The sequence below is a fragment of the Vibrio sp. 1727 genome (assembly GCF_033344415.1).
In the GTDB taxonomy this organism is placed as follows: Bacteria; Pseudomonadota; Gammaproteobacteria; order Enterobacterales; family Vibrionaceae; genus Vibrio; species Vibrio alginolyticus.
This window is the reverse complement of record NZ_JAWPOT010000005.1, coordinates 24,180-40,231: the sequence shown is the minus strand read 5'-3', so window position 1 is coordinate 40,231 and position 16,052 is coordinate 24,180. Positions and strand designations below refer to the sequence as shown.

The following is a 16,052-nucleotide window of genomic DNA, read 5'->3' as shown; positions in this document are numbered from 1 at the left end:
ATTATTTGCCTCCCGTACGTAGGCGAGGGTCTAGAATCATGTACAGCATGTCAGCCATTAAGTTGAAGCACAGCATGAACATCGTCATGATAATTAACTGACCTTGAAGTACTTGGTAGTCACGAGCGTGAATTGCGTTCAATAGAACAGTACCTAGGCCTGGGTAGTTGAAAATCATCTCGATGATTAATTGACCTCCAATGGCCATACCTAAAGACATAGACAGTGCGGTAACACTTGGAAGTAGTGCGTTACGTGCGGCGTAATTAAAGACGACGCGGTTTTCACTCAGCCCTTTACCTTTAGCCATCGTGATATAGTCTTCGGCGAGAAGGTTGATCATGTTGTTACGCATGTTAACTAGGAAGCCACCAATTTGAACGATGGTTGCACAGAATAGAGGTAGTACAGCGTGGTAACCCACGTTCTTGATGAACTCCCAGCTTGTCCAATCAGGAATAGTACCTGGCGTGTAAGCATAGCCAGATGGGAACCATTTCAGGCCAATCGCAAAGGTAAACAGCGCTAACATTGCGATAACCATTTGTGGAATAGCTTGAATGATCAATGTGCCAGGCGTTACGAATGCATCGTACTTACTACCGCGCTTCCAGGCGGCAAAAATACCAAGGACAGAAGCGATGGAGAAAGAAAGTACAACCGCAGTACCAGCTAGAAATAGTGACCAGCCAAATGCACTACCTAGTAAAGAATTAACTGAAAGTGGGTAGAACTGGATTGAGGTGCCCAATTCCCAACTTAGAATGTTTTTAATGTACGAGAAGTACTGAATGTAAATTGGCCCATCAACGAAACCGAGCAGTTCTTTCATTGCTGCGATTCGTTCTGGAGTCACCTGTACTGAAGCATTAGCAAACATCATGGTAACTGGGTCACCAGGCATTGCTCGCGGAATAATAAAGTTTAACGTCGCTGCAACTAAGAGCGCGACAAGATAGAACGACAAACGTCTTAAAAAATAACCCATAACTCACACCTTACTCACCCAGATTTTTTCCCTGTTTCTGGTTTCAGGTCGCTCCTAGCGAAATTTAGAGCGAAAAATCCCCTGACGACGAGCGCCACATATTGGTTTCGTTAACAAGGGATTTTTATAGGCGGCACACGGGATGTATGCCGCTTGAAATGAACTTCTACTTATTTAACTGGTTTTAGGTCCAGTACGTGAAGTAGACGCTCTGGGATACCTGCCCAAATGTTTGGACGGCCCTTAGGGTTTTCTTCGTTCCACCAACCAGTGAAGCGAGTTGTGTTGTATTGGTACATGTACGCGCCAGATAGCACAGGAATAGTTACTTGGTCCTGAGCAATGATCTTCTGAATGCCATGAGCGATCTCTAGCTGTTCTTGCTTATCTGCTGTCTTGTAGAAGCTGTTAAGAAGACCGTCTAGCTTATCGTTCTTGTAGAAGTGCATTGCAAAGCGAGGCATGCCGTCACCAGCTTGTAGCTTCGAGTTGTAGCCACTATCCCAGTACAAGTGTGGATCTGCACCGTGGAAGTAGTTGGTGTAAGCAACGTCGTAAGTACCTTCTAGCATTGCTTGGTTGTATACCGAGAAGTCTGGTGTACGAGCACGAGCTTTAATGCCCACTTCTGCTAGTTGCTCAACGGCTAGTTGTACTGTGTTGTTGAAGTCAGTCCAACCGTTTGGTGATTGAATTAGGAGCTCGAAAGACTTGCCAGATGGTGTATCCACAAAGCCATCTTTGTTTACATCTTTGAAGCCAGCTTTAGCTAGAAGCTTTTTCGCACCTTCCGCGTTGTATGTGTTGTAGCCCTTGTACTTGTTGTGCGTCTCTTCATCAGACCAAGCTTCGAATGCGTAGCCAAGGCCAGATGCGAAGTCGTTCACTGTACCGCCGCCGTAGAAAGCGATATCAATGATAGTTTGACGGTCTAGCGCCATAGAGAACGCACGACGGAAGTCAACGTTAGTTAGTGCTTCGTTTTTCGCAGCGTCTGGGTTTTTGAAGTTCACTACAAATGCTTGAGTACCCGCTGGTGGGTACCAGTAGTGGTGATTCGGACTTGCTGCAGCGTACGTACGGTCGATGTCTGGTACGAATGAAGACGTCCAGTCCATTTCGCCGTTAACGATTTTGCCCAAGAATTGGTCGTTGTTCGCGATTTGTGGCACACGCAGACAATCTACATCTAGGTTGTCAGCATCCCAATAATTCGGGTTCTCACACTGGATATATAGCTGCGGTGTGAAAGTGTCGATTTCAGTAAATGGACCACTGCCTACTGGATTTTCGTTTGTGAATGTTGCTGGATCTTTTACTTTGCTCCATACGTGCTTAGGTACGACTGGTACTTTCGCAATTTCGTAAGGAACGTTTGAGTTTGCTTCGCTTAGACGGAATTTAACTTGGTAGTCGTTAACTTTTTCTACGCCAGTCACCCAAGAGTTGATACCAGATTGGTCTAGCTCTGGCTTCTCTTTAACTAGGTTGAAAGAATAAACAACATCATCAGCGGTAAACGCTTTGCCATCAGACCATTTTACGCCCTTACGGATATCGAAGGTTACGCTCATCAGGTCATCAGCCATGGTAAAGTTTTCTGCTAGACGAAATACAGGCGTGTTACCGTGCATTTCGTTAAAAACAACGAGCGGCTCGTAAATAAAGTCGGTTGTTGTGTGCAGGTTAGTTGCACCCAAGAAAGGGTTAAAGTTACGAACGAAAGTTGTAAACTCTTTAGGGTGGATAGTCAGTTCACTGCGTTCAGCCGCAGTAGCTACCGATGCAAAACCTGTAGTAGCCGTTGCAATAATTGCTGTTGCTAGTGCTGTTTTTTTAATATTGGCAAGCATAGCTGTTCCTTACTATTTGCTTTCATTTCACTAAATGGAATTGAATGTCATCAATTGATAAACACTCTCTAAGACCTACCTCTTGTACATGCCTTACTCATTACAACATTGAGTTTCGCCAAGAGTGGCCTGTAGGCCTTAGGTAGGAGTAAGAAAACACCTTATCCATAAAATAATCAAACTTGATTCCCGTTAAAAACGTTAAAATCTCTGAGCTCTCCGTTATAAACGTTATTTTGGCTAATTTTAACCAGCATTGGGCCAAAAAATAAACGTTGATATGCGTCGCAGTTTATATCCTTGTTAATAATAAGTGTTGGTGATTACTAACCTGCTGGTCCTTTTTAAATATACGTTTCCTGCTTGTTTTCTAGGTTCGGAGATCTCGCTCACATGCAGAAATGGTGTTAATTAATCAGCTAAAAATTAATCTGCCGTTCTGTTGTGATTAAGTTCGCAATCTCTATCAATAGTTCGTCAAAATCCGCTTGTTATCTGAAAAATGGCCTTTTTTATCGACAGTTTTCTTCCGTTTGTTGTCCTTTTTTTATTATATGAATGAAGTTTTTTCGGTTGCTCGAACTTACCTAGTTAAGACAAGTTAAATGGATAAGGTCGTACGTTTTGAAGACCAACAATAGATAGCGTTGTCTAACCGAATGTTCGTTATTGGAAATATGGTAATGGGGTAGGAAGAGGCGGTCTCTTTTATCTCTAGGAAGGGAATACTCGAATAACAAAAAAGCCCAGCATGCACGCTGGGCTAGTTTTTTTGATAAATATTAGCTGGTCAATAGTCGCTGTAGTTTATCTCGTTGTGCTTCTATGTATGCTCTCTCGGGGCTCTGTTCTTTGCAGTGTTCGAGAATGAACTCTATCGAGCTTAGCACCGTTCTCCAACGTGGTGTTTTGGGTAATGTTTCTATACGCATGTATTTATCTAAGGTGCGTGTTTGTAAAGTACTTCGGTCTAGATAAACGCGCCACAAGCCACTTTGCTCTGCAAATGCGAATTTACTTTCACCCGTTACAGATTCCCAATACTCTAAAGCATGTGTCATTGCGTCGACTAGAACTTCCCGCATAAGTTCTTGCTTGTCCTTTTTATTACCGAGTGCTTTGTCTGCAAGGCGCGTAAATTCTCCGCCAAGCTCTTTTAGCTTTTGCAATTGGTCTTTGTCACCATCAAATGCATAACTTGAAAGCACTTCTACGGCGGTTTCTAGATTATGTATGCGAGCGGCACTGGCTCCACCGCCGACATTAAAGATGTACATGATATCTAACCCTGAACCTTCAGGGAGCTTAAGAATGTCTGCTTCGATGTTCTGACGAATATCTTCAATATAGATATCAATCTTGCCACAGTAATGAGGTTGTTTGACGGTTAGATATTTAGGGGCAATCAGCTCATCAGCAGATGAGCGCTTTAGCTGTTCTAAGCTGCGCTTGAATAGCTTACAAGCAGCTTCGTTAGCAAAGCGAATACGCTTGTCTTCACGTAGACAGATGATAGCTTCAGGAGCCGATTCTAGCTGTTCCAACAAACGACCTTGAGTCTCAAGTAAGCTTGCTTCAACGACTGCTCGCTGTCTAAGTTCAGACTCTAGCACTTTGTTTTCCATATGGCGCATTTCTGCTTTACTTGCCGTTAAATGCGCTTGGATACGTGCCGCCAACTCTTGTTTATTAAATGGTTTCGATAAATAGTCGTTGGCTCCTGCTTCAAAACCTCTTACACGATCTTCTGTTTGACTGAGTGCGGTGAGCATAATGATTGGCAACTCGGCATGATCATAGGTTTCACGTAGTTCACTACAAACTTGGTAGCCGCTCATGCCTGGCATCATGATATCCAATAACAGAAGTTCCGGCTTCTCTTGCTCGACGAGCGCTAACGTTTCTGGCCCATCGGAGACGGTACGCACACGATAGCCCTCTAAACGTAAAAAGCTTTCAAGCACGCGTAAGTTTACTGGTTCATCGTCAGCAACATACAGTAACGGGCCGTCTGGGTTCTCTGGAAGTGATAAGTCTTCACTGTTCTCTACATTAACTTCAGGGATTTGGAAGTGTCCGTGCGCAGCTAGAGTCTGGGTTGCTTGGATTTCTTCTTCACTGGCGAGCGGTAAAGTGAAACTGAAGGTAGTTCCGACCATTGGTTGGCTACTGACGTATAACGAGCCTCCCATTAATTCGATCAATTGACGGCTAATGGAGAGCCCAAGCCCTGCACCTTGACGATAACGGCTCGCGTCTTGCCCTGCTTGGATGAGTGGTTCAAAAATATGTTCAAGTTGTTCTGCGGGAATTCCTTGTCCAGTATCCACGACTTGTACGCGTACATGATCATCTACCACATTAGCGGAGATAACAATTTTACCTTCTGAGGTGTATTTAATCGCATTGCCAATCAGGTTATATAGCACTTGTTCAAGGCGTTGCGGGTCAGCCGACACTGCTTTTAAATCCGCAGGGACTTGGTTGATGATGCGGATGGTTTTACTTCCGAGTAAATGGCTAGAAAGCTCTAAAACCAATCGTGTTGCACTGCCCAAACTCACTGCTGATTTCTGGATATCCATGCTTCCATAACGCATTTTATGATAATCCAACAAGTCATCGACTAGATTAGCGAGACGCTGACCACTTTTAATGATGATATCAAGCTGATATTTCTGGCTAGCGGGGATCGCACCATTGGCGCCGGACGCTAAGGTTTCAGCAATCCCGACCATGCCGTGTAACGGTGTACGAAGTTCATGAGAAGTCGTGGCTAAGAATTCATCTTTTAATTTATCGGCCAATTGCAGTTCTTCATTCTGTTTTTGAATGATCTGTATGTTGCTTTCTAGTTCTTCATTTTGCTTCTTAATGGTTTGAATCTTATCTCGAATAGAGCGGTGCATTCGTTCAAAGCTTAACGCAAGCCTACCAATTTCATCTTTACGAACCGTATTAAAAGACGTGTCATCAAGATCCCCTGCAGAGACCTTTTCGGCAACCCAAGTCAATTTCAGCAACGGAGAAGTGATAAAGTTTGATAAATAGTGAGAAGCTATCACCACAAGGATAATGGCGATCAACATAGCGATAACGAATAGTTTTTCGAGTTGATGGATACGAGCGAAAGCTTCGTTTTCTGGTAACTGTACGACGAGCGCCCAAATCACACCACGAGTTTCAATCGGTGCATAAGCCGCGATTATTTCTTCACCTAAGCCGTTCGTGTAAGTGCCGACACCAAACGCACCAGAGAGTGCTTTATCGATCACTTCTAAACTGTTCTTAATGTCGTCTTGTTTCGTGTTGATTGTGCGAGGTTGGTGATCATTTCCAACCAGCAAGGTGTTAATGGATGACTCTCGATTAGCGTCTGCGGCTAACTTAGTGATGCCATTATTTGGCAAGCGGAACATGGCATAGCTGTGTAGATAACCTTGCTGAACAATTGGTGCACCTAGCCAAGCGACTGATTTACCCCCTTCCAGTTCGAAGTCAGACACAATCACAGGAGTGTAGTCTTCGTTTACTTTTCGACGTTCAGTCACATCATCGGCGAGACGCTTGAAAGTTTTGCCAAGTGCCGAGTCTTTGTAGGGGCCTGATAACAAGTTCGTTCCGTAGTTATCGTCTTTGTTGATCGAGTAGGTGACGTTACCATTGATGTCGACCAGCAAAATGTCATTAAAATCAGAGCGCTTGAGGAGCTCCAAGTAGGCCCAATGATAGCGTTTATGCAAAAGTCGGTAACGTTCACTTCCTACATAGTTGGATGACTCGGGTAACGTTGAGGTTTTGATTTGGTCTCCGCTGCCCTCGATGTAGCGCTGTTGGGCGTTTTTACGAGACTCTTCAATATCATTGCCTAAACGACTAAAAGCATTGACGAGACCGTAGAATCGGCCACCACTGGCGTAAGCCAACTCTGAGCGCACAAAGCCCATGACTTCGGTTTCTCGTGCCTCAAAGTAGTCGATGATTTGCTGCTGTTTTGTATCTCGAACAGACAGTAAGTGCGAGGTGCTTTGTTCTTGCAGATCTTTACTGTGGGACTGCAAGAAAAAGATCGCAGTAATGGTAAGAGGTGTGATACTGAGCACCAGAAATGCGGTCATCAGTGTACTCTGAAGGCGCTTAAATTTCTGTTTTTTGTAGAATTTAAACATGGATAAGATTACAACTCATAATGGGCAGTTCTAAAACATACTTCGCTGCCGAGGTTCTCGTTAAAAACGGATAAGATGTTCAACTAGATAGAATTAACAAAATTAACGAGTTTTTTTTCTTTGACAAGAAAGTTAGTTGTAAAGCGTGCAGGGTGACGCAGTTTTTCTTATGAGTGTTGAATTTATGAGAAAAAATCGCGCAGGTTTGTGCCTGCGCGGGGGGAAGTTATGATTTTTTCGCGTAGTAGATAGAAAATTTATTGGTCTTATTTAGCGTCTCGCAATTATTAAACGCCCGCTCGATAATTGGTGGGTATTTTAAGAAGCTATTCGCGACAATCACCATTTCGCCGTCTTTGGTTAGATATTGTGGTGCCTGACCCAACAAGGTTTCCGCTGCGTTGTAATTTGTGTCTAAACCACTGTGGAATGGCGGGTTGCTGACGATAAAGCGGTAGTCTTTTGCGGTATCCGAGTATATATCTGATGCAAATACGCGTCCGGATAAACCATTCGCTTCTAATGTGGCTTGGCTAGAAGTGATCGCATAAGCATTAATGTCACACATCTCAATCGCGATCTCTGGATTCGCTTTCGCCATAAACGCACCGAGTACACCTGCACCACAACCAAAGTCGAGCACTTTGCCCGACAGCTTAGGTAAGGTTTCAAGCAGCAATCGGCTACCTAAGTCGAACTCGCCATGGCTGAATACGCCAGGTAGGCTCTTAACCGCTAGCGACTGCTCACCGAGCGTAACAGTGTAAGACTTAAACCAATCTGCTTGGTTGAAAGGTTTTGGTTCATTGAGGCAATTACCCCAGTAAAATGAGCAGCGACGAGCAGAGTCGTACTTGTTCACAGGGCCGTATTCTTGGAACATCTTCTCGATGCTCTTGATGCCGGAGCGGTTTTCACCAACGATGACGATTTCGGTGTTAATGCCCAGTTTCGCCATCAACATCGCCAGCAAGTATTCTGCTTCGGCTTTTGCTTTTGGCCAGTATAAAAGGACCATGTCTGCTTTTGTTTCAGCATCAAACACAGAGCCAAAATGACTTTTCACTTTGTCAGAGGTTTGAATTTGGCGGTAGTAGCTATAGTTGGAAGTAAACACTTCAACAGACTCACAATGAGCCACTAACTCAAGAGGAAATAGGTCTTCAACTTCACCAGCGACTAAAACGTGTTTTCCGTTGAAGTATTCAAGTTGGCGCTGAGCTATTTGGCTAGGAGCGATATAAGCAGACATAAATTTGGTTCATCAGAAATAATTTGGGGCAGATTTTCGCACAATCTGCCCCAAGCTTGAAGTGATTAAGCGGTGACTAGCTGTTGTCTTGTTGGTTAAGGAAGTCTTTGAATTCTTCCTCGTAGATATTAAACAGTACCATGGTCACGGCAAAAATAAGTGGGCCGTAGATAAGACCAATCAAACCAAACAGATGCAGACCACCCAGTAATGAGAAGAAAATCATAAGGGTATTCATGCCGGCGCTGCCTTGCATTAGCAACGGACGTAATAGGTTATCTATAGAGCCAACGATAACTACACTCCACACCGTCAAGAAGATAGCCCAAGTCATATCGCCTGTTAAGAACAAGTACGCTGCTGCAGGAATCCAGATTAGCGCGGTTCCTACCACTGGAATGAATGATGCAAAGCCCATCATTGTTCCCCAAAATAACCCAGGGAAACCGGCGAGCCACATACCGATACCGCCAGCCAAACCTTGAGCAATCGCTGTCATGAATGAGCCCATTACGGCTGATTTAGAAACTTGCTCTATCTCTGTCAATATGCGGTCTTCTTGGCTACGTGAGAGTGGCAGGATATGACGAATCGCAGAGATAATTTTGTCGTGGTCACGAAGCAGAAAAAACAGCACAAACAGCATCAGGAAGAAGTTCATTAGGAAGTTGGTTGCGTCTCCTAAAATCTTTGCGCTGATAGCGACTAAGTTAGAGCCAAACGATGTGGCAAATTGCCCAATTTTCTCAGCGATGGCTTTGGGCTCGATTTTATCAAAAGGTAAGTACTCATTAACAATCGCTAAGCCTTTGATAACGAAAGGATGTTGGAATATATCTTGGATACCACCATTGGTAACCCAATTATATGTATTTTGTGAGAAAACAGAGCCTTGCTGAACAATGGCGGCAAACACAAATAAAAGCGGGATAACAATAATAAACGTCAAGACGACACATGACAGCAGTGCCGCCATATTGGGGTGCTTGGGAATTTTCTGCTCAAACCATTCGTGTATCGGAAACATGAGCAAAGAAATGATAAAAGCCATCACAATTGAATTGATATATGGCTCAACCAATAAGTAGCAAGCAAAAGCAGCGGCGAGTAAAGCAACCATTAGTACTCGGTGACTCGACGTTATTTTTACATTATTTGGCATGGTATTAGTCCAACTTACAGGTGACGTTTACGGTTTATGCCTTCAATGATGGCGTGTAACCTTTATTACTTTGCACTCTTAACTCTTTCAAGCTTATGACAATGCCGAATTAGAGCAGGGCGATGTACCTTGCTATAATGACTACAAATCAGTCGGTTATCAATCAAGAGATGAGCTATGGGTTGTTGCAACGGTGATAAAAAGTGTCAAACTGAGAAAAAAGCTAAGCGAATACCGTGGTTTGGCATTGTCGTTGGGGTATTAGCGATATTGGTTATTTTGAATTGGCAATAAAAAAGGACCGTTACGGTCCTTTTCTAAATGCGTTATCGCCGTTTTTAGCGATTACTTCGCTTCTTCTGCAAGAACAGCAAAACAGCGGTCAGCCGCTTCTAGTGTGGCATCAATCTCTTTTGAACCATGAGCGAGTGAAGTAAAGCTCGCTTCAAACGCAGATGGCGCAAGGTAGACACCGTGTTTTAGCATTAAGTGGAAGAAACGCTTGAAGCGTTCTATATCGCACTTCGTTACGTCTTCGTAGCAAGTTACTTTTTCTTGGTCAGTGAAGAAGAAGCCGAACATACCGCCCACTTGTTTAACAACTAGCGGAATACCGTGTTTTTCTGCTAGAGACTTAAAACCTTCAGCAAGTTGTTTCGTTTTAGAAGCTAGGCGCTTTTCGTTGCCTTCTTCTTTTAGAAGGTTCAAACATGCGTAGCCTGCTGCCATTGCGACAGGGTTACCGGAAAGGGTACCAGCTTGGTAAACTGGGCCTGTAGGTGCAACGTATTGCATCACTTCTTTACGGCCACCGAAAGCACCTACTGGCATACCGCCACCAATCACTTTACCCAGTGTCGTTAGGTCGGGTTTGATGTTGTAGTGTGCTTGCGCGCCGCCTAGAGCAACACGGAAGCCTGTCATTACTTCATCAAAAATTAGTAGCGCGCCTTCTTGATCACAGATGTCACGTAGCCCTTCGTGGAAGCCTTCCACTGGTGGAATACAGTTCATGTTGCCTGCTACTGGCTCAACGATGATACAAGCAATTTCGCCTTTGTTAGCAGCAAATAGCTCGCGTACAGAATCTAGGTCGTTGAATGTTGCTGTTAGCGTGTGCTTAGCAAAATCTGCAGGAACGCCAGGAGAGCTTGGTTGGCCTAGAGTTAGTGCACCAGAACCTGCTTTTACTAGCAAGCTGTCAGCATGGCCGTGGTAACAACCTTCAAATTTCATGATCTTGTCGCGACCGGTGAAGCCACGTGCAAGGCGAATCGCGCTCATCGTAGCTTCAGTACCAGAACTTACCATGCGGATTTGCTCCATTGATGGAACAAGCTCAGAAACTAATTCTGCCATCGCGATTTCAAGTTCTGTTGGCGCACCGAAGCTAAGACCGCGTTGCGCTGCATCAATTACTGCTTCGCGGATAACTGCGTGGTTGTGGCCAAGAATCATTGGACCCCAAGAGCCAACGTAATCAATATACGCTTTACCATCGGCATCAAAAATCAGTGGACCGTCTGCTCGTTCGATAAATAGCGGAGAACCGCCAACGCCGTTGAATGCACGAACTGGTGAATTGACACCGCCAGGGATGGTTTGCTGAGCTTTTTGATACAGCTCTGATGATTTGGTCATGGGGTTATCCTCTTTTGATTGCTCGGACCAAGTGGAGCGCATTGTACCTAGCTATAATCAAGTTAGAAACGTTTTGCTTAATTTATGTGTTGTTTCGCAGTGTAATCTTATATATCCGCATCTGTTATAAAGAATCGGCGGCGAATACTTGAACGAGTTTGTCAGGTATTGGATAATCGTCTTAATTAGCACAAATTTGACGTCTTGCTTCAGGCTTGACGCATTACACGAGTGAGAGAGGTCTTCGTGAGCGAAGTAAACGTACCATTATCTTTTTCTGACGCAGCAGCATCTCGCGTTAAAGCATTGATTGCTGAAGAAGAAAACCCAGCATTGAAACTGCGCGTATACATTACTGGCGGCGGCTGCAGCGGCTTCCAATACGGCTTTACTTTTGATGAAAATGTAAACGAAGGCGATACGACAATCGTAAACAGTGGTGTAACACTGGTTGTAGACCCTATGAGTCTGCAATATCTCGTAGGCGGTATTGTTGACTACACAGAAGGGTTGGAAGGAGCGCGCTTCTTCGTAAATAACCCCAATGCAACGACAACATGTGGTTGTGGTGCATCGTTCAGTGTGTAATTAACACCCAACAGGCAGCTAATGGCTGCCTGTGCTTTATGTAGAAGGATGTCACGTAAAGCGCACGCTCGCAGATATGCAGAGAAATAATAAAAAGGACTTTATATGTCTGGACTTTCTTTTGGACGCCGAATTGTCGAGCGCCCTTGGCTAGTATCTCTTATCCTCGTCTTACTTCTTATTGCATGGCTAACCATCGGCCAACTCAAAGCACAAGATGATCATCCTAACTCTTCAACATCCACGAACACGACACCACTTGCAAAGGTGATGTTTGATACTTTTCTTGCCGAACCTACCAGTAAAACCATTGAATTGTATGGACGAACAGCGCCCAATCGTCAAGCGCGTCTTGGCGCCGAAGTTGCCGGTAAAATAGTCAGTCTTAACATAAAGAAAGGCCAAGCGGTCAAACAGGGACAAGTGATCGCAAACATCGATAAGCGCGACCTTGGCATTCAACTTAAACGGGCCCAGGCGATGCTGTTGGTTAAAGAAAAAGAGTTTAATGCAGCTAAATCGCTAAAAAGTCGAGGACTGCAAGGTGAGGTTGCGTTTGCGACAGCGCAAGCAGCGTTGGTAGATGCACGTGCGAATTTGAGTAACGTGCAAACGGCTTTAAGAAATACTGAGGTTAAAGCGCCATTTGATGGCATCGTAGATCACCACTTTGTTGAGTTAGGTGATTTTGTCGGGATTGGCGATCCTATTGCGACGGTCATTGATTTGGATACTTTAGTGATTGAAGCCGATGTCAGTGAACGGCATATACAATACCTTAAGGAAGGCCTAGAAGCCGACGTAAGAACCATTAACCAACAGCATCATCAAGGTCGTGTACGCTACATTGGACGTGTTTCTTCTGCTTCTACTAATACGTTTCCAATTGAAATCGAAATTGATAATCAAGACGCAAGAATTCCTGCTGGTATGAGCGCAGAAGTACAGCTGCCTTTGAGTGAAGTGTTGGCAGTAAAGATTACGGCTGCCATGTTAGCACTAGATGAAGAAGGTAACTTAGGTGTCAAGACACTGCGTAATGAGCATGTTGAGTTTGTTCCAATTCAACTCGTTAAGGCCGAGGATGATGGTGTGTGGCTCTCTGGGTTAGGAGAGCGTGTAGACATTATCGTGCTGGGACAAGGTTTTGTGCGAGATGGTGATCAAGTACTGGCCAATAAAGTTGATGACGTAGTTATTGAAGCGGCTAATGAGCAGTAAGGAGCACCTATGTACACTCTGATTGATGCTGCGTTATCTCGCGCTCGCACTATGCTGACATTGTTGGTGATGATATTAATTGCAGGTGTCATTACTTACGTCACAATCCCCAAGGAATCGAGCCCTGATATTACCATTCCGATCATTTATGTTTCTGTTGGACATCAAGGCATTTCTCCTGTCGATGCCGAGCGTTTATTGGTTCGTCCAATAGAGCAAGAGCTGCGCTCTATTGAAGGCGTAAAAGAGATGACCTCTGTGGCATCAGAAGGTCATGCTTCGGTGACGCTGGAGTTTAGTGTCGGAGTGGATCTTGATAAAGCGATGGCAGATGTGCGTGATGCGGTTGATCTTGCAAAGCCAAAATTACCAGAGGACAGTGATGAGCCGACGGTAAACGAAGTCACGTTTGCATCTGAAGAGCCTGTTTTGACCGTTGTGCTCTATGGCACCGTACCAGAGCGAACCATTGTTCAGATTGCCAGAACGTTACGTGATCGTTTGGAAAGTTTCCGTCAGGTTCTTGAGGTTGAAATCGCAGGAGATCGCGAAGACATCGTGGAGATAGTTGTCGATCCGCTATTGATGGAAAGCTACGGTCTCGATCAAGCGGATATCTATAATTTAATTGCCTTGAATAACCGAGTTGTGGCTGCGGGGTTTGTCGATACTGGGTATGGACGCTTTTCGGTAAAAGTCCCATCGGTTTTTGATTCACTGAAAGATGTGCTTGAACTACCGATCAAGGTGAACGGCAAAGAGGTGATCACTTTTGGCGATGTGGCGACAGTACGGCGTGCATTTCGCGATCCTGAAAGTTTTGCTCGTTTAGATGGCGAATCTGCCATCGTTTTGGACGTTAAAAAACGGGCAGGGGAAAACATCATTGAAACGGTTGAGCTGGTAAAAGAAGTACTGGATCAGGGACAGAAGCGCGCCGAGTGGCCCGACAATTTGCAAGTTAAATACACTTGGGATCAATCCGACGATGTCAAATTGATGCTCAGTGATCTACAAAACAATATCTTATCCGCAATTATCCTCGTAGTTATCGTCATTATTGCCATATTGGGGGTTAGGACCGCGCTTCTCGTGGGGATTTCTATTCCAGGATCGTTCTTGACTGGGTTGTTGGTGTTATCGGTATTTGGGCTGACGGTCAATATCGTCGTACTGTTTGCCTTAATTATGGCAGTAGGCATGTTGGTGGATGGTGCCATTGTGGTGACAGAGTTTGCAGATCGGCGCATGCAAGAAGGAACGCCACGTAAAGAAGCCTATCGAGATGCAGCAAAGCGAATGGCCTGGCCTATTACTGCATCCACAGCAACCACATTGGCTGCGTTTGCTCCGTTACTTTTCTGGCCAGACATCACTGGTGAGTTCATGAAGTACTTACCACTTACTTTAATTGCTACTTTGGCCGCTTCGCTGATGATGGCTTTATTGTTCGTTCCTGTCATCGGTGGGATCATTGGCAAGCCTCAAGTCGTCAATCAGAAAGCTCAGCGAGAAATGGTTGAGCTGCATAACGGCAACTTTGAAAAAGCGACAGGCATTACCAAGCTTTATTACCAGACTCTGTCGGTAGCGATTCGTCATCCATGGAAGGTCTTACTCAGCGCGATACTGCTAGCGGCAGGTGTCGGCTTCACTTACAACAAAGCTGGCTTGGGTGCAGAGTTTTTCCCTGAAGTGGACCCTGCCTTTTTTACCGTTAAAGTTCGTTCTTATGGTGACCTGTCTATTCACGAAAAAGATGTTGTTATGCGCGAAATCGAGAAGGTGATGCTCGGTCATGACGAGTTTGAAAGTGTCTACACGCGCACAGGATCGAGCGATAATGGGGACGAGATTGGCCAGATTCAAATAACGCCTGTGGATTGGCAATATCGACGCAAAGTGAAAACCATTATTGAGGAACTAAAAGAGACGACAGACCGCTTTTATGGTGTTGAACTTGAGTATAAATTCCCGGACGCAGGACCGCCTGTCGAGCATGATCTCGTGATTGAAGTATCATCACGAAACTTGAGTGTTAGTGCGTTAGATGAAGCGGCCAAAAAAGTACGACATTGGGCTGATGGTAATCCTGCACTGACCAACTTGAGTGATACCACTAATAAGGAAGGGATTGATTGGCAAATTGATATCCAGCGAGATGACGCTTCTCGCTTTGCAGCGGATGCTACCTTAGTCGGGAATACCGTCCAGTTTGTTACGAACGGCTTGAAAATAGGCGATTATTTGCCTGATGATGCGAATGAAGAAGTCGATATTTTGGTGCGCTATCCGCAAGATAAGCGCGACATAGGTCGATTTGATCAACTGAGAGTGAAAACGGCAGCTGGTCTGGTACCGATTACGAATTTTGCTCAAATCAAACCAGATCATAAGCAAGACACTATTCGTCGGGTCGACGGTCATCGAGTTATCAATATTAAAGCGGATATGGTGGAAGGTTACAATTTGGCGCTTGAGTTACCTAAGATTGCCGCTGGAATGGAACAGCTCGACTTACCAGAAGGCATTGAATATAAGATTCGGGGTCAAAATGAAGAGCAGGAAAACTCATCAGCATTCTTGCAAAATGCTTTTATTGTCGCGCTTGGTGTGATGGCTTTGATTTTAATTACGCAGTTTAATAGCTTTTATCAAGCTTTCTTAATCCTTAGTGCAGTGCTGTTTTCTACCGTTGGTGTCTTCGCTGGATTACTTATTTTCCAAAAGCCATTTGGCATCATTATGTCGGGAATTGGAGTGATTGCGTTGGCTGGTATCGTGGTAAACAACAATATTGTTTTAATCGATACTTATAATCAGATGCGTAAACGTGGCTTAGAAAAATCTGAGGCTATTTTGCGTACGGGTATGCAGCGTTTAAGACCCGTTTTACTTACGACGGTGACCACCATATTAGGCTTATTGCCAATGGTGTTAGAAATGAACATCGACTTAGTTAATCAGAAAGTGGAGTTTGGCGCACCAAGCACTCAATGGTGGTCTCAGCTTGCGACCGCTGTCGCGGGTGGTTTGGCGTTTGCGACTTTGCTAACGTTAGTTCTGACACCGTGTTTGCTTATGCTCGGGAGAGAGCATCACTCCGAACAGTAAGCTTTATCGTGATGATATCGACAAAACAAAAAGGGCAGCTTCGCTGCCCTTTTCAATACCTGGC

The 16,052-nt window shown here is 44.6% G+C and carries 9 protein-coding genes; 3 read left to right on the top strand and 6 right to left on the bottom strand.

What is annotated here, in order from left to right:
• Nucleotide 1: 1 nt before the first annotated feature.
• The 6 genes from R8O10_RS07195 to hemL all read right to left on the bottom strand — a co-directional run bounded on the left by R8O10_RS07195 (nucleotide 2) and on the right by hemL (nucleotide 11,065).
• Nucleotides 2-988, bottom strand: a complete 987-nt coding sequence (locus tag R8O10_RS07195; RefSeq protein ID WP_005380038.1) for an ABC transporter permease — start codon at nucleotides 986-988, stop codon at nucleotides 2-4.
• Between the two features lie 170 nt (nucleotides 989-1,158).
• Complete coding sequence (locus R8O10_RS07190) at nucleotides 1,159-2,841, bottom strand: ABC transporter substrate-binding protein (protein ID WP_005380037.1); 1,683 nt, start codon at nucleotides 2,839-2,841, stop codon at nucleotides 1,159-1,161.
• Between the two features lie 782 nt (nucleotides 2,842-3,623).
• The gene (locus R8O10_RS07185; RefSeq protein WP_318191252.1) at nucleotides 3,624-7,010 is read right to left on the bottom strand and encodes a response regulator; all 3,387 of its coding nucleotides are present in this window, start codon (nucleotides 7,008-7,010) and stop codon (nucleotides 3,624-3,626) included.
• Nucleotides 7,011-7,236: 226 nt separating this feature from the next.
• Nucleotides 7,237-8,262 (bottom strand): 16S rRNA (guanine(1207)-N(2))-methyltransferase RsmC, encoded by a 1,026-nt coding sequence (gene rsmC, locus R8O10_RS07180; protein WP_132936916.1) that lies wholly within the window; start codon nucleotides 8,260-8,262, stop codon nucleotides 7,237-7,239.
• Nucleotides 8,263-8,338: 76 nt separating this feature from the next.
• Complete coding sequence (locus tag R8O10_RS07175; RefSeq protein WP_031779035.1) at nucleotides 8,339-9,424, bottom strand: AI-2E family transporter; 1,086 nt, start codon at nucleotides 9,422-9,424, stop codon at nucleotides 8,339-8,341.
• 345 nt (nucleotides 9,425-9,769) lie between these two features.
• Nucleotides 9,770-11,065 carry a glutamate-1-semialdehyde 2,1-aminomutase gene (hemL, locus tag R8O10_RS07170; RefSeq protein ID WP_318191251.1) on the bottom strand — a complete coding sequence of 432 codons (1,296 nt, stop codon included), beginning with the start codon at nucleotides 11,063-11,065 and terminating at the stop codon, nucleotides 9,770-9,772.
• Nucleotides 11,066-11,311: 246 nt separating this feature from the next.
• Here hemL and erpA point away from each other — a divergent pair, with 246 nt between their 5' ends.
• From erpA to vmeK, 3 genes are all read left to right on the top strand, one after another.
• Nucleotides 11,312-11,653, top strand: coding sequence for an iron-sulfur cluster insertion protein ErpA (erpA, locus tag R8O10_RS07165; RefSeq protein ID WP_005380031.1), 342 nt, complete (start codon nucleotides 11,312-11,314; stop codon nucleotides 11,651-11,653).
• 105 nt (nucleotides 11,654-11,758) lie between these two features.
• Nucleotides 11,759-12,874, top strand: a complete 1,116-nt coding sequence (locus R8O10_RS07160; protein ID WP_104979666.1) for an efflux RND transporter periplasmic adaptor subunit — start codon at nucleotides 11,759-11,761, stop codon at nucleotides 12,872-12,874.
• Nucleotides 12,875-12,883: 9 nt separating this feature from the next.
• The gene (gene vmeK, locus R8O10_RS07155) at nucleotides 12,884-15,988 is read left to right on the top strand and encodes a multidrug efflux RND transporter permease subunit VmeK (RefSeq protein WP_318191250.1); all 3,105 of its coding nucleotides are present in this window, start codon (nucleotides 12,884-12,886) and stop codon (nucleotides 15,986-15,988) included.
• Nucleotides 15,989-16,052: the final 64 nt, after the last annotated feature.